Genomic DNA, 21773 nt, shown 5'->3' on the forward strand with positions numbered 1-21773 from the left:
CCTTGGCGACCGACATCAAGGTGTACTTCTGCGACCCTCAGAACCCGTGGCAGCGCGGAACCAACGAGAATACGAATGGCCTGCTGAGGCAGTACCTTCCCAAGGGCATCGATGTCTCGACCTACTCACAAGCCAAGCTCAACGCGTTGGCGCGCAGGTTGAACGAGCGACCCAGGAAGACTCTCGACTTCCAAACACCGGCTGAGATGTTCAGTCAGATCGTTGCATCGATCGGTTGAATCTGCAGCCGACAGACGACCTTGATCCCTACATCCTGGCCCAGATTCGGGCCTAGTAGGTGCTTGCCCCGCCAAGCCGCATTTCCGCGGGGAACCGCCCGCAGCAACGGCCTCAAGGCGTTTCCGCCCCCCGATCTCGGCGGCGCCGACTTCGCCGCGCTGGCGGCCCGGCGCCGGCCTGAGCCTTCGTGATTCGCGAAGCCTCGCGCCCGCCACAAACGAATTGTTCTCCTCGGCCCACGCGTCAAGAATCGCGAAGCCGAACCCGCCAAGGAGACATTTCTTGAAGATCATCCGCGTCAGCGCCACGCCGCTGAACATCCCGGTCACCATCGACGTGCTGGGCCTCGACAAAAAGACCTCGCTGTCGCTCTGCCTGACCGAGATCGAGACCGACACCGGCCTCGTCGGCCATGGCATGACCGCCATCACCGAAGAGGAAATCATCGCCGCCGCGGTGCGCGAAGTGGCCGGACCGGCGCTGATCGGCGAAGACCCGATGGCCACCGAGCGGCTCTGGGAAAAGCTCTACTGGCTGCTGTCGCCGCGCGGGCAGACCGGCTACGCCAGCCATGCCATCGCCGCACTCGACATCGCGCTGTGGGACCTCAAGGCCAAGGCGCTCGGCCAGCCGCTGTGGCGCCTGCTGGGCGGCGCGCGCTCGCGGGTCCCGGTCTACGCGACCTTCGGCTTCGGCTTCTTCGAGCGCGACGAGCTCGCCGCGGCCGCGAAGCTCTGGGTGTCGCAGGGCTTCCGGCGCCTCAAGATGACCGTCGGCGGCCATGCGCTGGCGCGCCGCGACGAGCCGCGGCCGATCGACGAAGTGATCGACGAAGACGTGCGCCGCGTGGCGGCGGTGCGCGAGGCCGCGGGCCCCGACGTGAAGCTCTACGTGGACGCCAACTGCGGCCTCGACCTGTTCCATGCGAGCGACCTGGCACGGCGCATCGAGCCCTACGGCATCAGCTTCTTCGAGGAGCCGCTGACGCAGAACGACGTGCGCCAGATGGCGCAGCTGCGCACGCGCACCACGATCCCGCTCGCCTGCGGCCAGAACGAGGGCCTGTCGTTCCGCTTTCGCGACCTGCTGGTGAACCAGGCGGCCGACGTGCTGCAGCCCAACGTGACCATCTCGGGCGGCTATTCGCAGTGCCTGAAGATCGCCGGCATGGCGCAGGCCTTCAACGTGCCGATCGACAACGGCGGGGCCTGGCCCTTCCACAACATGCACCTGCATGCGGGCGTCGCCAACGGCGGGATGGTCGAATACCACTACGTGGCGGTGAAGATGCTCGAGCAGATCTTCGACGGCCTGCCGGTGCCCGACCAGGGCTGGCTCACGCTGCCCGAGACGCCGGGGCTGGGCTTCGCGCCCAATGCGGACCGGGTGCGCGAACTGGCGAAACTCCCGACCTCGCACGGCAAGGGCAAAGCCTGAAGCGCCCGCACAAGCATCGGGTTAGAAAGAACAACGGAGACACGATGAAACAGAGACAACAAGCGATTCGGCCCTCACGCCGGCATGCACTGCGTACGGGAACCCTGGCACTGGCCCTCGCCCTGGCGGGCGCATTCGGCACGACCGCCGCCTGGGCGCAGAAGTACCCCGACAAGCCGATCCGCCTCGTGGTCGGCTACTCGGCGGGCGGCGGTGTCGATGCGGCGGCGCGGATCCTGAGCGCGCGCCTGCCGGCGGTGCTCGGCCAGCAGGTGGTGGTCGAGAACCGCGCCGGCGCCACCGGCATGATCGCGGCCGACCTGGTCGCCAAGGCGGCGCCCGACGGCTACACGCTGATGATGGGCGACAGCGCGATGCTGATTGCCAAGCTGCTGCAGCCGAAGATCGCGATCGATCCGCTGACCAGCTTCAAGCCGGTGGCCGGCGCCTTCGTCTCGCCGCTGATGATCGTCACGGGCAACGACTTCCCGGCCCGCACGCCGGCCGAGCTGGTGACCGAACTCAAGACCCATCCGGGCCGCTATTCCTTTGCGACCTCGGGCGTCGGCACCGTGCAGCACCTGGGCTTCGAGATGCTCAAGCAGGCCACCGGCAGCTTCGTGGTGCACGTGCCCTACCGCGGCGCCGCGCAGATCGTGCCCGACGTGGTCGGCGGGCAGGTGCCGATCGGCGTCGTCAGCGCCACGGCCGGCATGGCGCAAGCCAAGGCCGGCAAGCTGCGCGCGCTGGCGTTGATGAACACCGCGCGGCTCGAAGCCGCGGACGGCGTGGCGCCGCTGGCCGATGCGCTGCCGGGCTTCGATGTCGCGCCGCGCCTCTTCCTGCTGGCGCCGGCCGGCACGCCGGACGAGATCGTCGACAAGCTCGCGGCCGCGGTGAAGACCGTGCTCGACACCCCCGAGGCCGCCACCGCGGCCGCCGCCCAAGGCACCTTGCGGGCCTTCGCCACGCCCGCGCAGCTGCGCAAGGAACTGGTCGACGAGAACGCGCGCTGGAAACGCATCATCACCGAGCAGCGCATCGTCGCGGAAGGGACCTGACCATGGCGCAACCCCACCTGGGCCTGATCGTGCCGCCTGCCGCCGGCGCGGTGCCGGTGGACGGCCCGCTGTTGTACGGCGAGCGCATCCGCTTCAGCGCGCGCGGGCTCGGCCTGGGCGAGATCTCGACGCGCGGCTACACCGAGGTGATCGATTCGGTGATCGAGAAGGCCGTCGAGCTCGCCGCCCTCGGCGTCGGCGCCGTCTCGCTCATGGGCACCTCGCTGAGCTTCTTCCGCGGCGCTGCCTTCAACCGGCAGCTGCAGGCCGAAATGGCGCGCGCCACCGGCCTGCCCTGCAGCACGATGAGCGATGCCATCGTCGGCGGCCTGCGCAGCCTGGGCGTGCGGCGGGTCGCGGTGGCCACCGCCTACATCGACGAGGTCAACCTGCAGCTGCGCCGCTACCTGCAGGACAGCGACTTCGAGCCGCTGGCCTTGCAGGGGCTGTCGATTTCCGACGTGCAGGCGGTCGGCGCCGTGCCGACCCAGGTGCTGGTCGACCTGTGCACGACGGTCTTCGAGGCCAGCCCGGGCGCCGACGGCATCCTGATCTCGTGCGGCGGGCTGGTCACGCTCGACGCGGTGCGCGAAGTCGAGGCACGGCACGGCGTGCCCGTGGTCTCGAGCTCGCCCGCGGGCTTCCGGGAGCTGGTGCGCAGTGCCGGTCTGGATGCGCGCTCGCCAGGCCACGGGCGCCTGTTCGCCTGAGCGAGGCGGATCGATGCGCCGGCGGCGCGCAGCACGCTCTGTGCCTTGCGCCCGCTGAAATCACCGATGCGTTGCGAAGCAAGCGACGACACTTTCGGATCATTCACATCCCTCCTTCCGAACGGTCTCAGTTCGTTCTGCAATCGCTCGCGGTGAAATGGCTGTGCTCACGCCACACCCATGCAGGAAAGGAGATCCGCTGCCACCCCCAGAGCACCGAGCGAACAATGCCGCGCCTCAGGGCGGGATGTCCTGCAGTTCCAGAACATCCATCTGAGGCAAAAAGACGAGCCCCGAAGGTGCGTCAACACCAACGAGGCTCTGACCACAACGTGCACACACCTTGGAAGGAAACGCACATCATGGCTACTTCGAATCATAGTCAACCCTCCAGCATCGCCATCGCCGTCTACGGCGGGACGGTGCAGGTCTTCGTGGACTCCCGTAACGGCCCGGCCCACCGGGTCACCCTCGACGCAACGAGATCGAACCGCCGCCGCCCGGCGGCCCAGCGACCCGGACTTCCTGGTATCGCGCCCAGGCATGGCCTCGCATCGATGCTCGATCGCGCCTTGCCGCGCGCCGAGCCGTCCAGCGCCGAGGTGGCAGGCGGCGCATTCATCGCCACCCACTCGCCCTTCCAGGTGTTTGTCGAGCTGGCGAAGGTCGTTGGCTCGGCCCGGAGCGAGATCCTGATCGTCGATCCCTATGTCAACGCGACGGCCCTGACGGACATCGCGATCTCCGCGCGGGAAGGCGTTCAAATCCGCATCCTCGGCGATCGCGCCGGGAGCAAGTCGAGCCTCGCGCCAGCAGTCAGTCGCTGGCAGGCGCAGTACAAGGCATCGCGCCCCCTGGAAGTCCGCCTCGCACGCGACAGGTCGCTGCACGACCGCCTGCTGCTGATCGATCGTGCGGAGGTCTGGAACCTGTCCCAGTCGATCGCGGACTTTGCGAAGAAATCACCCGCATCGATTGAACGCAGCAGCGCCGCCATTGCGAAGGAGAAGGCGGCTGCGTACCTCGACCTTTGGAAGGCCGCTGCGTCATTTCCCTGATCTCCTGGCGGAGCTTGCTGACGCGCGCCATCTTTCAGATGGGGCGCATTCAAGACGCTCGCCGACACAGTTCGCAATGCCCATGGCCTCGATCTCGCCCGCGGGCCACCGGCCGCCGGCTACTTGAGCAACAGCCCCGGTAGCCACAGCGACAGCCCCGGCCAGTAGGTCACGACCGCCAGAAAGCCCAGCATCGCCAGCAGCCAGGGCCAGACCGCCACGGTGAGCTCGGCGATGCCCATCTTCGTGATCCCGCTGGCCACGTAGAGGTTCAGGCCGACCGGCGGATGGCACATGCCGACCTCCATGTTGACCACCATCATGATGCCGAAGTGCACCGGATCGATGCCCAGCTGCATCGCCACCGGGAACAGGATCGGCGCCAGGATCAGCACGATCGACGAGGGCTCCATGAAGTTGCCCGCCACCAGCAGCACCAGGTTGCAGACCAGCAGGAAGCCGATCGGCCCCAGGCCCTGCGCGATCATCCAGTGGCCCAGGTCTTGCGGGATGTTCTCGTTGGCCAGGATGAACGAGAACATCACCGCATTGGTGATGATGTAGAGCAGCATCGCGCTCATGTTGGCGGAGTTCAGCAGCACCCGCGGCACGTCCTTCAGGCCCAGGTCCTTGTAGACGAAGACCGCGACCACGAAGGCATACACCGCGCTCATCGCGGCCGCCTCGGTGGGCGTGAAGATGCCGGTGTAGATGCCGCCCATCACGACCACGATCAGCAGCAGGCCCCAGATCGCCTCCCGAAAGGCCTTGAGGCGCACCGCCCAGCCCATCTTCGGCAAGCGTGGGTAATCGTTCTTCCAGGCCCGGTACCAGGTCACGACGCCGAGCAGCAGCGCCAGCGCGATGCCGGGCACCACGCCGGCCATGAACAGCGCGCTGATCGAGGTGTTGGTGGCCACCGCATACATCACCATCACGATCGACGGCGGGATCAGGATGCCGAGCGCGCCCGAAGTGGCGATCACGCCGGCGCCGAAGCGCTTTGGAAAGCCGGCCGCGACCATCGCCGGCAGCAGGATCGAGCCGATCGCCACCACCGTGGCCGGGCTCGACCCCGACACCGCGGCGAACAGCGCGCAGGCCAGCACGCCACCCAGGCCCAGGCCGCCGTGCCAGTGGCCGACCATCGCCGAGGCGAAGTGGATCATCCGCCTGGCCACCCCGCCATGGGTCAGGAAGTTGCCGGCCAGGATGAAGAACGGGATCGCCATGATCTCGAACTTCTCGATGCCGGTGAACAGCTTCAGCGCCACTGCCTCGAGCGGCACCTCGGTCATGGTGAACAGAAAAGTCAGCACCGTCAGTCCGAGCGCGATCGAGATCGGCATGCCGCTGAGCATCAGCAGCACCAGCAGGGAGAAGATGATCAGGCTGTTCATGGCCGCGCCTCCAGGGCCGGCGTGCCGGCAGCGTCCAGGCCTTCGACATGGCCGTGGTCGTGGCGCGGCAGTTCGCCGGTCCGCCAGAACGTCACGGCCACTTGCAGGAAGCGAAAGCACATCAGGAACGACCCCAGCGGGATCGCCAGGTAGGCGAGCCAGCTCGGCAGCTCCAGGTCGGGCGTGGTCTGGTCGCTCTGCGCCAGGCCCCAGACCAGCCGCGCGCCGAGCGCCCCGACCACCGCGGTGAACAGGGCGCCGGCGAACAGGCCGAACAGCACGAACCGGCGCCGCATCGGCACCTCGAGGCGGTTGATCAGCACATCCACGCCGACATGGATGCCGGTGCGCACGCCATAGGCGGCGCCGAACTTGGCCATCCAGACGAACATGAAGATGCACAGCTCCTGGGCCCAGCCCAGGTGGACCTGCAGCAGCCAGTCCTGCAGGCCGGCCATGGGCAATCCCGCCAGATAGCGGTGGACCACGGCGACGAAGATCAGCAGGGTCGCGCCGCCCATGAGGCTGGCGATCAGCCACTCCTCGAGCTTGTTGAGTACGTTCATCGTGCCTCCGAAAAGTGCTTCAGAGGTTCACGAGGTTCCGAGCGCTTTGTGGATGTCCTGGATCAGCTCCGGGCCCACGCGCGAGGCCATGGCCTGGTGCACCGGCTTGAGCTGCGCGATCCAGGCCGCCCGTTCTTGCGGCGTGAGCGCATGCAGCCTGATCCTGCCGCTGGCCTGCATCGCGGCGATCGCGTCGTCGTTGTCCTTTTGCGAGATGGTGTCGTTGCGCTCGGTGGCCTCCTTCATGGCCACCTCGAGCGCGCTGCGGATGTCGGCCGGCAGCGCATCCCAGAACTTCTTGTTGACGATCACGCCATAGCCGATATAGCCATGGTCGGTGAGCGCGCCATGGGCCTGCACCTCGTGCGTCTTCTGCGTGTAGATGTTGGACGGCGTGTTCTCGGTGCCGTCGACCACGCCGGTCTGCAGCGCCTGGTAGACCTCGGAGAAGGCCATCACCTGCGGGATCGCGCCGAGCGCGCGCATCTGCGCCTCGAGCACCTTGGACGACTGGATGCGCAGCTTCAGGCCCTTCATGTCGCCGGGCCGCCGGACGGCCTTGTTGGCGGTCATGATCTTGAAGCCGTTGTCCCAGTAGGCCAGCCCCTTGAAGCCCTTGGGCTCCAGCCGGGCCAGCAGCCGGGTGCCGATCGGCCCGGTGGTGATGGTGCGCAGCGCCGCCTTGTCCGGAAAGATGTAGGGCAGGTCGAAGACCTCGAACTCCTTGACGCCCAGCGGCCCGAACTTGGCGAGCGATGGCGCCAGCATCTGCACGGCCCCGAGTTGCAGCGCCTCGAGTTCTTCCTTGTCCTTGTAGAGCTGGCTGTTCGGATAGACCTCGACCTTGACCCGGCCCCGGGTCAGTTCGGCGGCCCGTTTCGCGAAGTAATCGGCCGCGGCCCCCTTGGGCGTGTTGGGCGCCACCACGTGGCTGAACTTGAGGACGATCGGCGCCGGCTGTGCGAACACCCTCGGGACTGCGAATGCGGACGCGCCGACCCATACGGCACGCCGAGTCATGGAATGGCTCATGAATGTCTCCCTGTCTTGTTTTTCGATCTGCGACCCGCTGCGCCGTTTTTTTTTGACGCACTCCGTGTCGCTCCCCCTTGCGGTGCTTCAGCGTGACGCTGCGCGCAGCACCGCCTGCGCCTTGAGGACCACCGGCCGGTCGACCATCTTGCCGTCGACCGCGACCGGCGCTCCCCCACTTGCGGCATCGGCCGCAAGAACCCGTTTCGCCCAGGCGACGCGTTCAGGCACGGGCGAGAAGCCCTGGTTGACCGACGCCACCTGCTTCGGATGAATGCACAGCTTGGCGCCGAAGCCGAGGGCGCGCGCCCGGCGCGCCTCGGCCTCGAGACGCGAACTCTGGTCGATCGCCGTGCTGACGCCATCCACCGGCGCCTGCAGCCCCGCCAGGCGCGAGGCCAGCACGATCTGCGAGCGGTAGAAGAGAAGCTCGTGGCCGTCGCCCTCGTCGTCCGCCTCGATGTCGAGGTCGGCCTGGAAGTCGATTGAGCCGAACACCAGGCGCTGCACGTGCATCGCGCTAGCGATGCCGGCCAGGCGATCGATGCCGCGCGCGGTCTCGATCAGCGGCCACAAGGCCGCGGCCGGCAGCGCGGTGGCGATCGCCCGCAGCACGGCCGCATCCTCGGCCTTCGGCAGCATCAGCGCCTCGATGCCCGCGCGGGCGCACAGCTCGACATCGGCGGCGTGCCACGGGGTGTCGGCCGCATTGATGCGCACACCGATGACCGGCGCTGCAGCGCCATCGCGGCGCGCGGCCAGCCACTCGCCGACCTGGGCGCGCGCCTCGTCCTTGCGTTCCGGCGGCACGGCGTCCTCGAGGTCGAGGACAACCGCATCGGCGCCGCTGGCGCAGGCCTTGTCGAAGCGTGCGGGCTGGTGGCCCGGCACGAACAGCAGGCTGCGGGCAGGCGGACGCGGCGTCGAAGCGGAAGACATCCGGATCCCTCAGGCCAGCAAGCGCTTGACGCGCGGCGCTTCGGCCAGGTGCCAGATACGCTGACAAAGTGCCTTTGCTTCTTGGGGCGTAGCGGCCTCGCCGTACTGCGTGAGCCGCTTCATCTTGTCCTCGATCTCGGCGCGGCTCAGCGTGTTGCCGGGGTCGCCCTTGGGTTCGTCGACGCGGCCCGAGAAGCTGCGGCCGTCGGTGGTCGTGACGCTGACCTTGCCGATCCAGCGCGCGGGGTAGGCCGTGTCGACCTCGCGGTCGAGTTCCATCATCACCTTGTCGCGGAAGGCCGCGACCTCGGGCGCGAGGTAGTCGCGGTCGAACTCGGTCAGGCCCGCGCGGCCGTGCACCGCGATCAGCCCCAGCACCGTGCCCATCGAGAACTTGCCCTGGTGCACCGTGGCGGGCACCACCACGCGGCCCAGCACGTCGATGGCCCCCTGGTGCACATGGGTCACGACGCGCGCGATGTCGCCGTGCGTCAGGCGGTTGTCGGTCATCACCTGCAGCAGCGCATCGGCCGCCGGGTGCGTGTGGCGGCAGGAGGCGTGGTACTTGAACGAGGTTTCGGCCAGCGTCCAGCGGCTGCCCAGTCCATCGACCAGGCGCCCGGGATCGGCGTCGGTCGACATGCCGACGCCCAGGCCCTGCGCGCCTTCGAGCACGCGCTGCGCACCGGTGAAGCCATCCTTCGCGAGGTAGGCCGACATGAGGCCGCTGGCCGCGGCGTGCGCGCAATGCAGCTGCTTCGAATCGGCCGCGTCGCGCAGGAACTCCCAGACACCCGCCGACTGCGTGCCGGCCGAGCCGAAGGCATCCAGCATTTGGGCCGGCGACAGTTCGAGCAGCCGGCCCACCGCCGCTGCGGCGGCCAGCGTGCCCGCCGTGGCCGTGGTGTGGAAGGTGCGGTAGTGCGAGCGGCCGAGGAACTCGCCGACACGGATGCCGACTTCGTAGCCCGCCACCACGGCGGTCAGCAGCTGCGCGCCGCTCGCACCCAGCGCCTGGGCCGTCGCCAGCGCCGGCGCGAACACGACCGCCGCCGGATGGAACACGGAGCCGTTGTGCACGTCGTCCTGCTCCACGTAGTGCGAGGCCGCGGCATTGACCAGTGCCGCGAACAGCGGCGAGGTGGTGCGGCGCGAGATCAGCACCTCGCTGGGGCCGTCGGCGGGGCCCATCATCTCGGCGAAGCGCTGGATGCTGCGCACCGGACGCGCCGAGCGGGCCGCGAGCACGGAGCCGAGCCAGTCGAGCATCAGGTCCTCGGCGCGGCGCAGCACCGGATCGGGAATCTGGGCGAACGAGAGTTCGGCGGCGAAGGTGGCGAGGGTCTGGCTGGGGTGGTTGTTCATGGTGAGAGCCTGCTTGTTCATAAAGATCTGATCAGTTGAGGACAGAGCAAAAACTGCTGCGCAGTTTCTTGGTCTGTCCCGCAAGGTCTCAGATTGCACCTTCGGCATGCAATGCGGCGATGGCGGCGGCGTCGTAGCCGACCTCGGCCAGGATCGCATCGGTGTGCTGGCCGAGCGTCGGCACCGCATCCATGCGCGGATCCCACTCGCGCGGCATGCCGGGCGGCCAGAGCGCGGGGATTGCGCCGGCACCCGTACCGACGTCGGTCCAGCGATCGCGCGCCTGCAGTTGCGGGTGGTTCCACAGGTCCTGCATCGTGTTGACCTGCGCGTTGGCGATCTGCGCCGCGTCGAGCCGCTCGATGATGCCCGCCGCGGTGAACGCCGAGAAGGCCTGGACGATGATCTCGCGCAGCGCATCGCGCGAAGCGGTGCGCAGCGTGTTGGACGCGAATCGCGGGTCGGTCGCCAGGCCGGGCTGCTCGAGCACCTTCGCGCAGAACGCCTGCCACTCGCGCTCGTTCTGCAGCCCCAGCATCACCAGCTTGCCGTCGCCGGCGGCGAACGGCCCGTAGGGATAGATGGTGGCGTGCGCCGCGCCCGCGCGCGGCGGCGGCGGCGCGCCCTCGAAGGCGTAGTACATCGGGAAGCTCATCCACTCGGCCATGCTCTCGAGCATGGAGACATCGATGCGGCAGCCCTTGCCGGTCTTGCCGCGCTGCAGCAGCGCCGCCAGGATGTTGCTGTAGGCGTACATGCCGGCCGAGATGTCGGCGATCGAGCAGCCGGCCTTGGCCATCTCGTCGGGCGTGCCGGTGACCGACAGGAAGCCCGATTCGCTCTGGATCAGGAGGTCGTAGGCCTTCTTGTCGCGATAGGGTCCGGGCGCCGCCGCATCGTCGCCGTAGCCCGAGATGTCGCAGACGACCAGTCCCGGGTGCAGCGGCAACAAGGCCTCGAACGACAGGCCCAGCCGTGCCGCGGCGCCGGGCGCGAGGTTCTGCACCAGCACGTCGGCCTCGGCCACCAGGCGCTGCAGGATCTCCTGGCCCTGGGGGTGCTTCACGTCCAGGGTCAGGCTCTCCTTGGAACGGTTGGTCCAGACGAAATGCGAAGCCAGTCCGTGCACGCGCTGGTCGTAGGCGCGCGCGAAGTCGCCGCTGCCCGGCCGCTCGACCTTGATCACCCGGGCGCCGAGGTCGGCCAGTTGGCGGGTGCAGAACGGCGCCGCGATCGCGTGCTCGAGCGTGAGCACGGTGATGCCTTCGAGGGGTCGCATCAGAAGCTCCGGGGCAGCCCGAGCATGTGCTCGGCCACGTAGCTCAGGATCAGGTTGGTCGAGATCGGCGCCACCTGGTAGAGGCGGGTCTCGCGGAACTTGCGCTCGATGTCGTACTCGCAGGCGAAGCCGAAGCCGCCGTGGAACTGCAGGCAGGCATTGGCCGCTTCCCACGAGGCCTTGGCCGCGAGGTACTTCGCCATGTTGGCCTGGGCGCCGCAGGGCTCGTGCGCATCGAAGCGCCGGCAGGCCTCGTAGCGCATCAGGTCGGCGGCCTCGATCTCGATGAAGGCCTCGGCGATCGGGAACTGCACGCCCTGGTTCTGGCCGATCGGGCGACCGAACACGATGCGCTCCTTGGTGTAGGCCGTGACCTTGTCGATGAACCAGTAGCCGTCGCCGATGCATTCGGCCGCGATCAGCGTGCGCTCGGCGTTGAGGCCGTCGAGGATGTACTTGAAGCCCTGCCCTTCCTCGCCGACGAGGTTCTCGGCCGGGATCTCCAGATTCTCGAAGAACAGCTCGTTGGTCTCGTGGTTGACCATGTTCAGGATCGGCCGCACGGTGAGGCCGTGACCGATGGCCTCTCGCAGGTCGACGATGAAGATCGACATGCCTTCGGACTTCTTCTTCACATCGGCCAGCGGCGTGGTGCGCGCCAGCAGGATCATCAGGTCGGAGTGCTGGATGCGCGAGATCCAGACCTTCTGGCCATTGATGACGTAGCGGTCGCCCTTCTTCACGGCGGTGGTCTTGATCTTGGTGGTGTCGGTGCCGGTCGAGGGCTCGGTCACGCCCATCGACTGCAGGCGCAGCTCGCCGGACGCGATCTTCGGCAGGTACAGCCGCTTCTGCGCCTCGGAGCCATGGCGCAGCAAGGTGCCCATGTTGTACATCTGGCCGTGGCAGGCGCCGGAGTTGCCGCCGGCGCGGTTGATCTCCTCCATGATCACCGAAGCCTCGGTCAGGCCCAGGCCCGAGCCGCCGTACGCCTGCGGGATCAGCGCGGCCATCCAGCCGGCCTTGGTCAAGGCGTCGACGAACTCGGCCGGGTAGGCGCGCGCTTCGTCGACCTTGCGGAAGTACTCGTTGGGGAACTGGGCGCAGAGGTCGCGCACGGCGTCGCGGATGTCCTGGTGACGAGAAATGGAGGAAATCATGGGGCTCGTGAAGTTGATTGAAAGGGTCGGACGGCTCAGCCCAGGCGTGCAGTGGCCTGCATCAGCAGCGCGCCCTGCTCGTCCTCGGCCCACAGCACGGCCTTGCCATCGGCATCGGCCGCATGGCCGCGAACGCGCAGCAGGCGGCCACAGGTCAGCGGGCGCACGGCCTTGAAGCTGTAGGCCCGCACGCCGCGGCCCGGGTTGTGCTGCTGCGCCGCTTCGAGCAGCAGCGTGGCGATCAGCGGGCCGTGCACCACCAGGTCGTCGTAGCCTTCGACCTGGGTCACGTAGGGATGGTCGTAGTGGATGCGGTGGCTGTTGAAGGTGAGCGCCGAGTAGCGGAACAGCAGCGGCGCGTCGGGCCGGTGTTCGACGGTCCAGAGCGCATCGGCCGGCGGTGCCTGCGGCGGCGCCGATTCGCCGCGCTTGGCGGCTTCGCGGTAGACGATGTCGTGACGGTCGCGCAGCAGCAGCGTCGCGCCGGCATGCACCTCGTGTTCGACCTTGACGAAGACCAGCGCGCCGGCCTTGCCCTGCTTCAGGCTGACGTCGACCACCCGCGAGGTCTTGCGCGCGGGCGCCGCCAGCGGTACCGGGGCGAAGAACTCGAGCTGGCTGCCGGCCCACATGCGGCGCGGCAGCGGCACCGGCGGCAGGAAGCCGCCGCGCGCCGGATGGCCGTCGGGGCCGAGCCGGTTCTCGGGCGCGGTCGGCAGGAAATAGCACCAATGCCAAAGCGGCGGCAGTGCCCGGCCGGCCGGCCAGGGCTGATCTTCATTGCGCAAGGTCGCCGCGAGCGCGCTCGCGGTCCAGGGCGACATCAGGTCGTCGTGGGTCTCGCTGCGGCCGATCCAGCTGCGCAGGTGGTCGATGTCCAGGGCTTCTTCGGTCATGGCGGCGCTCGTTCGATGGAGTGGGTTGCCGCTCATTCCTGTCGCGGACCGCCGGCCTCGCGCTCGACCCGCTGCCAGATCTCGACGCCCATCGGGTCGTCGATCTCCTCCAGGATGTGGCCCACCAGGCCGATGGCGCGGGCCATCACACCGAAGCCGCGGATGATGCGCCACGGAAAGCCGAACTCGGAGGCGATCGCACCGATGGCGCCGGTGGCGTTGATCGGCAGCGACTTGCCCGACACCCGTTCGGCTTCCGCCTGCACCGCCTGCATCAGCGCCACGTAGTGGCCCGACAGGCCGTTCTCGGCCGCGATCTGGAACAGGCGCGGCGTGCGCGGGTCGATCGGCTTGTGCAGCGGGTGGCCCAGGCCCGGCACGATCTCCTTGCGCTCGCGGAAGGCGGCGACGATCTCGCGCGCCATGTCCTCGAGCGGCCGGGTCGGCTGGGTGCCGGGCGGGATCGCCTCGTACAGCATGCGGGCCGCGCCCTCGGTGCTGCCCACGAACACCGTGCCGAGCCCGCAGAGCCCGGCCGCCACCGCGGCCTGCAGCGCTTCCGGTGCGCCGGCATAGGTCAGGCGGGCGACCAGCGCGCTCGGCGTGATGCCGTGCTCGACCAGCGTGACCACGATGGCGTTGAAGGTCACGGACTCCTGCGGCGTCGGGATGCGGCCGGTGAGCTCGAGGAAGGCCATGTCGCCGAGGTTCAGGTGGCCGAGGATCTCGGACGGCAGGTCGCGCCCGCGCACCGTGATGCGGTCGGGCGTGCTGTGGCCGAGTTCGGTGTGCAGGGATTTCTTGATCTTGGTCATGGGTGGGCAGGCATTCAGCAAAACGGCAATGCTGCGAATCTAGTCCTTGGCGGCCGCCCTGGGTCAGTCATTGCCGAACCCTGCCTTTGGCAAAGGCGAATGCCGCTCGCGGGGTGCTTCTGGCACGCTTGCCCTCGCCCTCCACTGCTCACCCAAGCCCCCATGGACTCCGATTCCCTGTCAGCGATCCGCGAAGCGGCGCTGGACTATTTCACCCGCAGCGACAGCATCCGCCGCTGCCGCGCGCTGACCGAACCGCAGCCTGCGGGCGACCGCGCACGCGCCGCGGCCGCCGGCTGGGCCGAACTGGCGGAACTGGGCTGGCCCGGCATGCTGGCGCCCGAATCGGCCGGCGGCATGGCCCTCGACCTGGCGGGCGCGGCAGAGATCCTGCACGCCGCCGGCGAGCACGTGGCCCCCGAGCCGCTGCTGGCCGTGGCCGGCCTTGGCGCCCTGCTGCTGGCCCGCCTCGACGGCGCGCCCGCCGCAGCGCTGCTGGCCGCACTGGTGGCGGGCCGCAGCCTGCCCGCGTTGGCCTGGCAGGAGAGCGCCGGCGACCTGAGCGACGTACCGCTCGACTGCGGCTGCGAAGCCGGTCCGCAAGGCGGCGTGCTGCTGCAGGGCGAGAAGCAGATGGTGCTGCCCGGCGCGGCCGCCAGCGGCTGGCTGGTGTCGGCCCGCGGCGACGACGACACCGTGCTGCTGTGGGTGCCACGCGGCACCACCGGCGTGACCGAGACCCTGGTGCCGCTGGTGGACGGCGGCGAGGCCGCCACGCTGCGCTTCGATCGCGTGGCGCTGCCCGCCGGCGCCGTGCTGGCGCAGGGTCCGTCGGCGCGGGATGCGCTGCGGCATGCGCTCGCCGCGGGCCAGATCCTGCAGGCCGCCGAGCTGCTCGGCACCGGCCGGGCGATGCTCGAGCAGACGCTGGCCTACCTGCGCACCCGGACGCAGTTCGGCAAGCCGATCGGCGCGTTCCAGGCGCTGCAGCACCGCGCGGTCGACATGTTCATCCACCTCGAGATCGCGCGCGCGACGCTCGACGAGGTGCTGGCGCTGGCCGGCGATCCGGCCGGCGTCGCCATCGAACGGCTCGAGGCCGAGGCCAGCCGTGTCAATGCGCGTTGCACGGCGGCCGCGCTGCAGGCCTCGCGCTCGGCGGTGCAGTTGCACGGCGCGATCGGCTACACGCAGGAGTGCGACCTCAGCCTCTTCTACAAGCGCACGCTGCGGCTCTCGGCCTGGCTCGGCAATGTCACGGCGCACCAGCGCCGCTATGCCGCGCTGGCCGACGCCGGATCGCGCACCGACGAGGCCGCGGCCTGGCACGGCGAGTTTCCGCAGAGCGCCGACTGGAGCGCGATGCCGGAGGCCGAGTTCCGCCGCATGGTGCGCGCCTTCCTGCAGCAGCGCTATCCGGCCGCGCTGCGCTACCTGTCGCACCGCGCGCGCTGGAGCGAGATGCGCGAGTGGTATCTCACGCTGTCGGCGCAGCGCTGGGTCGCGCCGGCCTGGCCGCAGGCGCACGGCGGCATGGGCCTCGCGGCCGACAAGATGATCGCCTGGATCGAGGAGCTCGAGCAGCATGGCGTGGCGCGCGCGCCGGACCAGGGCATCGTGATGATCGGCCCCCTGCTGATCCAGCACGGCACGCCCGAGCAGCAGCAGCGCTTCCTGCCGCGCATCCTGGCCGGCGATCACGTCTGGTGCCAGGGCTATTCCGAACCCAACGCCGGCTCCGACCTCGCGGGCCTGCGCACCGAGGCCTTGCAGGCGCGCGATGCCGAGGGCGATCACTTCATCGTCAACGGCCAGAAGATCTGGACCACGCTGGCGCAGGACGCCAGCCACATCTTCCTGCTGGTGCGCACCGACCGCGAGGCCAAGAAGCAGGAAGGCATCAGCTTCCTGCTGTGCGACCTGCGCACGCCGGGCATCACCATCCGGCCCATCGACACGCTGGCCGGCGAACCCGAGTTCTGCGAGGTGTTCTTCGACCAGGTGCGGGTGCCGGCCGAGAACCTGGTGGGCAAGCTGCACGGCGGCTGGACCATCGCCAAGGCGCTGCTGGGCTTCGAGCGCATCTTCCTGGGCAGCCCCAAGCAGGCGCAGTACGCGCTGGGCCAGCTGGCGCGCCTGGCGCAGTCGCGGCGGCTGTTCGCGGATGCGGTGTTCGCGCAGCGCTACACGGCGCTCAAGCTCGACGTTGCGGATCTTTCCGCCGCCTATACAGGGTTTGCCAACCTCGTGAAGGCCGGCAAGCCATTGCCCGCCTCGGTCTCGCTGCTCAAGATCTGGGCCAGCGAAACCTATCACCGCATCGGCGCGCTGCTGGTCGAGGCCAGCGAAGAGCAAGGCGCCATCGCGGGCGACCAGGACCTCGATGGCCAGCCTTTCAACGCGCTGTCGCCGTTGATCGGATCGACCTCCGCCATGATCTACGGCGGCACCAACGAGATCCAGCGCAACATCCTCGCGCGGCAGGTCCTGAACCTGCCGGGCTGAGTTCCGCAAGCAAGAGCACACACAGGGAGACCAGACCATGAGCCAGCCGAAGACCGCATCGAACATCGACCTCTCGACCCCTCCTCTGCCCCGGCGGCGCACCTTGGCGCTGCTGGCCGGCACGGCGCTGTGGCCGTTGCTGGCGCCCGCGCAGACCGCCGGCTCCGCGCCGCTGCCGACGCTGGTCAAGCTGGTGGTCGGCTACACGCCCGGCGGTCCGGTCGACGGCGCCGCGCGCCTGCTCGCGCCTGCGCTGGCGCAGGAGCTGGGCACGCAGGTGATCGTGGAGAACCGGCCCGGCGCGGGCGGCTCGATGGGCGGCGATGTGGTCGCCAAGGCGGCGCCCGACGGCGCCACCCTGTTCTTCGGCGCCAGCCCGACGATCACGATCAACCCGAACGTGCAGCGCAAGATGGCCTTCGACCCGATGAAGGACCTGACGCCGATCGCGCCGCTGGTGGCCTACACCAACGTGCTGGTGGTCAACAAGGACCTGCCGGTGCGCACCGTGGCCGAGTTGCTGGCCTACGCCAAGGCCAATCCGCAGAAGGTGTTCTACGGCTCGGCGGGCGTCGGCTCCTCGAACCACCTGAGCGGTGCGCTGCTCGAGAAGATGACCGGCGCGCCGATGGCGCACGTGGCCTACAAGGGCAGCGCGCCGGCGCTGTCCGACGTCATGGGCGGCACGCTGGCGATGATGTTCGACATCATCGCCACCTCGCGGCCCTTCATCGAATCGGGCAAGGTGCGCGCGCTGGCAGTCACCTCGCGCCAGCGCAACCGCATGCTGCCCGAGGTGCCGACCATGATCGAATCCGGCGTTGCCGACTTCGACGTCGGCGGCTGGTTCGGCCTCTATGGGCCGGCCCGCATGGACCCGGCGCTGGTGGCGCGCATCAACGCGGCGGCCGTGAAGGTGCTGGCGCGCGAGGCGGTGGCGGCGCGGCTGCTCGACCAGGGCTACGAGGTCTGGTCCGGGGCGCCCGCGGTGCTCGACCAGAAGGGGCAATCCGACCGCAAGCTGTGGGCCACGGTGTCCAAGGGCATCGAGGCGGAATAGCGTGGTGCCGTCTCGAATCCACGAGCTGCTGGCGCTGCGTGCGGCGCAGACGCCCGATGCGATCTTCCTGCACGAGCCCGCCGGCAACACCTCGTACGCCGCGCTGCAAGCCATGGTCGACGCCGCCGCCGAAGACCTGCGCGGCGCCGGCGTGCGGCCCACCGACCGCGTGCTGCTGGTGGCCGAGAACTGCGCCGCGCACATCGCGCTGATCATGGCCTGCAGCCGCGTGGGCGCCTGGTCCTGCGGCGTCAACGCGCGCATGTCGCCGGGCGAGGTCGCCGCCATCGTCGAGCGTGCCGACGCCCGGCTCTGCTACTTCACGAGCGAGGTGTCATCCGCGGCGCTGCAGCATGCGCAGCAAGCCCACGCGGTGCCGAGCGCCCTGCCCGGCGTGCTGCGTTCGCCGCTGCGCGCCGGCGCCACCCCGGAGCCCGACGCGGCGCTGGCCGATACCGCGGCCATCATCTTCACCTCGGGCACGTCGGGCACGCCCAAGGGCGTGATGGTGTCGCATCGCGGCCTGCTGCACTTCGGCCGCGTGTCGGCGGCCTCGCGGGCCCTCACGGCCGACGACCGCGCCTACGCCTTCCTGCCGATGACGCACATCTTCGGGCTCGGGACGGTGCTGATGGCCTCGCTGAGCGGCGCGGCGTCGCTGGTGCTGCGCAGCAGCTTCTCGCCCGCGGACATGCTGCAGGCGCTGGCGCATGAAGGGGTGTCGAACCTGCAAGGTCCGCCCACCATGTACGCGCGGCTTCTGGCGCACGTGGAAGAGACGCGCGCGAAGCCGGCCTTCCCGCAGCTGCGCTACCTCTACACCGGCTCGGCACCGCTCGACCTGGCGCTCAAGCAGCGCGTCGAGACGATGTTCGGGCAACCGCTGCACTACGGCTACGGCTTGTCGGAATACGCCGGCTCGGTGTTCCTGACCCGGCGCGGCGTGGCGCGCGACGACACCTCGGCGGGCTACCTCGTCGACGGTGGCGACGCCCGCATCGTCACCTCGGGCGGCAGCGACGCCGCGCCCGGCGAGGTCGGCGAGATCTGGCTGCGTGGCGCCGGCTTGATGCTGGGCTACTTCCGAGATCCAGCCGCCACCGCGCAGGTCATGCGCCCCGGCGGCTGGTACGCGTCGGGGGATCTCGGCCGGCTCGATGCGGACGGTGCGCTGTTCGTCGTCGGTCGACTGAAAGAGATGATCATCCGCTCGGGCTTCAACGTGTACCCGGCCGAGGTCGAGGGTGTGTTGAATCGCTTTCCGGGCGTGCACCTGAGTGCCGTGGTGGGTGTGCCGGAGGCCGATGGCAACGAGGCGATTGCAGCCTTCGTCGAACTCGAGCCCGGCGCCGCGCTCGACCAGGGCGCCCTGCAAGCGCATCTGCGGCAGCATCTGTCGCCGTACAAGCGGCCGTCGCGCATCACGGTACTGGATGCGCTGCCGACCACGTCGACTGGGAAGATCCTCAAGCGGGCGCTGGCGCCGCCCGCTTGACGGCCTCGATCTCGATCGGATGCGGCTCGAACAGGGGGCGGAGTTAGCAGCGGCCGCTTACCAGTTCCACAGCGTGCCGTCGTGCTGCAGCCGGTTGACCGGCAGATAGGCGCGCTGGTAGGGGTACTTGGCCGCCAGGTCTTCGTCGATCTCCACCCCGTGGCCGGCCACGTCGCCCGGATACAGCATGCCGTCCTGGAAGGTGTAGGCATGCGGGAACACCGCGTCGGTCTCCGGGGTGTGGCGCATGTACTCCTGGATGCCGAAGTTCGGCACCCACAGGTCGAAGTGCAACGCCGCGCCCATGCACACGGGCGACAGGTCGGTCGCACCGTGGCAGCCGGTGCGAACCTGGTAGAGCGACGCCAGGTCCGCGATCCGGCGAAGCTGGGTGATGCCACCCGCATGGACCACCGTCGCGCGGATGTAGTCGATCAGCTGATTCTCGATCAGGCCCTTGCAGTCCCAGATGCTGTTGAAGATCTCGCCCACCGCCAGCGGCGTGGTGGTGTGCTGGCGGATCAGGCGGAAGGCGTCCTGGTTTTCGGCCGGCGTCGCGTCCTCCATCCAGAACAGGCGGTAGGGCTCCAGGTCCTTGCCCAGGCGGCCCGCCTCGATGGGCGTGAGGCGGTGGTGCACGTCGTGCAGCAGGTGATGCTCGAAGCCCAGCTTCTCGCGGATGCGCTCGAACAGCTTGGGCGTGTGCCGCAGGTACTTCTCGGTGGACCAGTCGTGTTCCGAGGGCAGGTCGGCATCGGCCGGCTCGTAGAACAGCGTGCCCTTGCCGACGCCATAGACCTTGTCCAGGCCCGGCACGCCGCTTTGCGCGCGGATGGCCTTGTAGCCGGCATCGGCATAGCGCAGCACTTCGTCCACGGTGTGCTCGATGTCGCTGCCGTTGGCATGCCCGTAGACCATCACGCCGGTGCGGCTCTTGCCGCCCAGCAGCTGATAGAGCGGCAGGCCCGCGGCCTTGGCCTTGATGTCCCACAGCGCCGTGTCGACCGCGGCGATGGCGCTCATGGTGACCGGGCCGCGCCGCCAGTAGGCGCCCTTGTAGAGAAACTGCCAGATGTCCTCGATCTGGTGCGCATCGCGCCCGATCAGGCAGGGAATGACATGGTCGGTGAGATAGGACGCGACCGACAGCTCGCGTCCGTTGAGCGTGGCATCGCCGATGCCGGTGAGACCTTCGTCGGTCTCGATCTTGAGGGTCACGAAGTTGCGGCCGGGGCTGCAGACGATGACGCGGGCGTTGGTGATCTTCATGGGAGCTTGCGTGTGTGGGGGGTGGATGTGTTCAGCCGTGCCAGCCGAGGTGGCCCAGGAAGTCTCGGGTGCGCTCGACCGTGGGGTTGTCGAAGATCTGCGAGGGCGGTCCCTGCTCGATGATGGCGCCGGACTCGAACACCACCACCCAGTCCGCCACGCGGCGCGCGAAGCCCATCTCGTGCGTGACCACGATCATGGTCATGCCCTCCTGCGCGAGCTTCTGCATCACGCTGAGCACTTCGCCGACGGTCTCGGGGTCGAGCGCGGAGGTGGGCTCGTCGAACAGCATCACCTCGGGCTCCATGGCCAGCGCGCGGGCGATGGCGACGCGCTGCTGCTGCCCGCCCGAGAGATTGGCCGGGTAGCTGGCGGCCTTGCTTCCGAGGCCCACTTTCTCCAGCAGGGCCTGGGCGCGCCGGCGGGCCTCGTCCTCGCGCATGCCGAGCACGGTGATGGGGCCCATCGCCACGTTGTCGAGCGCCGACTTGTGCGGGAACAGTTCGAAGCTCTGGAACACCATGCCCATGCGGCGGCGCACCTGGCGCACCTCGGACTCGCGCTTGGGCAGCGGCACGCCGTCGACCAGGACCTGGCCGCCGTCGATCGTCTCCAGCGCGTTGGTGCAGCGCAGGAGCGTGGACTTGCCCGACCCCGAGGGACCGATGAGGCACATGACCTCGCCCTTGTGCACCTGCAGCGACACGCCTTGCAGGGCGACGAAGTCGCCGTAGAGCTTGCGCACCTGGTCGTACACCAGCACCGGCGGCTGGTCGGCATTCTTGCGGGCCGCGGCAGCGGCGGCGACGGCATCGGTTTGGTTCATTCCTTCACTCCATAACGGCGGTGGATCCAGTCCACCAGCTTGGCCTGCGGGTAACCCATGAGCCAGTAGAGGGCGGCCATGGCGGTGAGCATCTCCAGCACGCGGAACGTCTGCGCGCGCACCTGCATGGCGCTGTAGGCCAGCTCGCTGACAGCGATCACCGAGACCAGCGAGGTGTCCTTGAACAGCGAGATCCAGGTGCTGGCGAGCACCGGCAGGATGCGGCGCGCCGCCTGCGGGATCACCACCTTGAACATCGCCTGCCGGCGCGACATGCCGATGGCCAGGGCCGCTTCCATTTGGCCCTTGCGGATCGAGTTGATGCCGGCGCGGAAAGTCTCGGCGTTGTAGGCCGACACGTTGCACACCAGCGCCACCAGCGCCGTGGTGAGCGGCGAGAACTGCACGTCGGCCGCCATGGGCATCACGTAGAACACCCAGTAGATGACCAGGATCAGCGGCAGGTTGCGGAAGAACTCCACGAAGGCCAGCGACAGATTGCTCAGCAGCCGGTTGGACGACAGGCGCATCAGCGCCAGCACGATGCCGCCCGGCACGGCCAGCAGCATGGTGACGACAGTGAGGCCCACGGTCAGCGCGGCGCCGTGCAGCAGGGCCTCGCGGTGCGTCCAGATGACGGACCAGTCGAATTGCATGATG

At 69.0% G+C, this 21773-nt stretch carries 20 protein-coding genes; 8 read left to right on the forward strand and 12 right to left on the reverse strand.

Annotated elements, in window-relative coordinates; genetic code table 11:
• The 5 genes from AC1D2O_RS14290 to AC1D2O_RS14310 form a co-directional block, all read left to right on the forward strand.
• Positions 1-239, forward strand: a 239-nt coding sequence (locus AC1D2O_RS14290) for an IS30 family transposase (protein ID WP_478157247.1), incomplete at its 5' end; no start/stop codon positions are given.
• Between the two features lie 283 nt (positions 240-522).
• Positions 523-1677 (forward strand): mandelate racemase/muconate lactonizing enzyme family protein, encoded by a 1155-nt coding sequence (locus AC1D2O_RS14295; protein WP_478092721.1) that lies wholly within the window; start codon positions 523-525, stop codon positions 1675-1677.
• 44 nt (positions 1678-1721) lie between these two features.
• Positions 1722-2738, forward strand: coding sequence for a Bug family tripartite tricarboxylate transporter substrate binding protein (locus AC1D2O_RS14300; protein WP_478092723.1), 1017 nt, complete (start codon positions 1722-1724; stop codon positions 2736-2738).
• A 2-nt stretch (positions 2739-2740) separates the two neighbouring features.
• On the forward strand, positions 2741-3448 hold the full coding sequence (locus tag AC1D2O_RS14305) for an arylmalonate decarboxylase (protein WP_478092726.1): 708 nt from the start codon (positions 2741-2743) through the stop codon (positions 3446-3448).
• Positions 3449-4005: 557 nt separating this feature from the next.
• On the forward strand, positions 4006-4506 hold the full coding sequence (locus tag AC1D2O_RS14310) for a hypothetical protein (RefSeq protein ID WP_478092728.1): 501 nt from the start codon (positions 4006-4008) through the stop codon (positions 4504-4506).
• A gap of 119 nt (positions 4507-4625) precedes the next feature.
• Here the strand turns inward: AC1D2O_RS14310 and AC1D2O_RS14315 are convergent, their stop codons facing one another.
• From AC1D2O_RS14315 to AC1D2O_RS14355, 9 genes are all read right to left on the reverse strand, one after another.
• Positions 4626-5906 (reverse strand): TRAP transporter large permease, encoded by a 1281-nt coding sequence (locus tag AC1D2O_RS14315; RefSeq protein WP_478092730.1) that lies wholly within the window; start codon positions 5904-5906, stop codon positions 4626-4628.
• Positions 5903-6472 (reverse strand): TRAP transporter small permease, encoded by a 570-nt coding sequence (locus AC1D2O_RS14320; protein ID WP_478157248.1) that lies wholly within the window; start codon positions 6470-6472, stop codon positions 5903-5905. The genes AC1D2O_RS14315 and AC1D2O_RS14320 overlap by 4 nt, the downstream gene beginning before the upstream one ends.
• A 27-nt stretch (positions 6473-6499) precedes the next feature.
• The gene (locus tag AC1D2O_RS14325; RefSeq protein WP_478092409.1) at positions 6500-7492 is read right to left on the reverse strand and encodes a TRAP transporter substrate-binding protein; all 993 of its coding nucleotides are present in this window, start codon (positions 7490-7492) and stop codon (positions 6500-6502) included.
• A 99-nt stretch (positions 7493-7591) separates the two neighbouring features.
• Positions 7592-8443, reverse strand: a complete 852-nt coding sequence (locus AC1D2O_RS14330) for an HpcH/HpaI aldolase/citrate lyase family protein (protein WP_478092406.1) — start codon at positions 8441-8443, stop codon at positions 7592-7594.
• 9 nt (positions 8444-8452) lie between these two features.
• A complete protein-coding gene (locus tag AC1D2O_RS14335) occupies positions 8453-9808 on the reverse strand; it encodes an MmgE/PrpD family protein (RefSeq protein WP_478092404.1) in 1356 nt (451 codons plus the stop codon).
• A gap of 88 nt (positions 9809-9896) precedes the next feature.
• A complete protein-coding gene (locus AC1D2O_RS14340; protein WP_478092403.1) occupies positions 9897-11087 on the reverse strand; it encodes a CaiB/BaiF CoA transferase family protein in 1191 nt (396 codons plus the stop codon).
• Complete coding sequence (locus tag AC1D2O_RS14345; RefSeq protein ID WP_478092401.1) at positions 11087-12247, reverse strand: acyl-CoA dehydrogenase family protein; 1161 nt, start codon at positions 12245-12247, stop codon at positions 11087-11089. The genes AC1D2O_RS14340 and AC1D2O_RS14345 overlap by 1 nt, the downstream gene beginning before the upstream one ends.
• Before the next feature lie 35 nt (positions 12248-12282).
• The gene (locus AC1D2O_RS14350) at positions 12283-13143 is read right to left on the reverse strand and encodes an HTD2 family dehydratase (protein WP_478092400.1); all 861 of its coding nucleotides are present in this window, start codon (positions 13141-13143) and stop codon (positions 12283-12285) included.
• A gap of 32 nt (positions 13144-13175) precedes the next feature.
• The gene (locus tag AC1D2O_RS14355; RefSeq protein ID WP_478157250.1) at positions 13176-13958 is read right to left on the reverse strand and encodes a citryl-CoA lyase; all 783 of its coding nucleotides are present in this window, start codon (positions 13956-13958) and stop codon (positions 13176-13178) included.
• Between the two features lie 162 nt (positions 13959-14120).
• Here AC1D2O_RS14355 and AC1D2O_RS14360 point away from each other — a divergent pair, with 162 nt between their 5' ends.
• From AC1D2O_RS14360 to AC1D2O_RS14370, 3 genes are read left to right on the forward strand one after another with little or no spacing between them, the layout of a single operon-like run.
• On the forward strand, positions 14121-16463 hold the full coding sequence (locus tag AC1D2O_RS14360; protein WP_478087213.1) for an acyl-CoA dehydrogenase: 2343 nt from the start codon (positions 14121-14123) through the stop codon (positions 16461-16463).
• A gap of 37 nt (positions 16464-16500) precedes the next feature.
• The gene (locus AC1D2O_RS14365) at positions 16501-17523 is read left to right on the forward strand and encodes a Bug family tripartite tricarboxylate transporter substrate binding protein (protein ID WP_478087211.1); all 1023 of its coding nucleotides are present in this window, start codon (positions 16501-16503) and stop codon (positions 17521-17523) included.
• 4 nt (positions 17524-17527) lie between these two features.
• Positions 17528-19018, forward strand: a complete 1491-nt coding sequence (locus AC1D2O_RS14370; protein ID WP_478087210.1) for a class I adenylate-forming enzyme family protein — start codon at positions 17528-17530, stop codon at positions 19016-19018.
• A gap of 57 nt (positions 19019-19075) precedes the next feature.
• Here AC1D2O_RS14370 and manD read toward each other — a convergent pair whose 3' ends face one another.
• From manD to AC1D2O_RS14385, 3 genes are read right to left on the reverse strand one after another with little or no spacing between them, the layout of a single operon-like run.
• Positions 19076-20287, reverse strand: a complete 1212-nt coding sequence (gene manD / locus AC1D2O_RS14375) for a D-mannonate dehydratase ManD (RefSeq protein ID WP_478087209.1) — start codon at positions 20285-20287, stop codon at positions 19076-19078.
• A 31-nt stretch (positions 20288-20318) separates the two neighbouring features.
• Positions 20319-21113, reverse strand: coding sequence for an amino acid ABC transporter ATP-binding protein (locus AC1D2O_RS14380; RefSeq protein WP_478087207.1), 795 nt, complete (start codon positions 21111-21113; stop codon positions 20319-20321).
• Positions 21110-21769: an amino acid ABC transporter permease gene (locus AC1D2O_RS14385; RefSeq protein WP_478087205.1), complete on the reverse strand. Its 660-nt coding sequence runs from the start codon at positions 21767-21769 to the stop codon at positions 21110-21112. Before AC1D2O_RS14385 ends, AC1D2O_RS14380 begins: the two co-directional genes overlap by 4 nt.
• Between the last annotated feature and the right edge of the window lie 4 nt (positions 21770-21773).

The organism is Variovorax sp. P1_G12 (assembly GCF_056405555.1).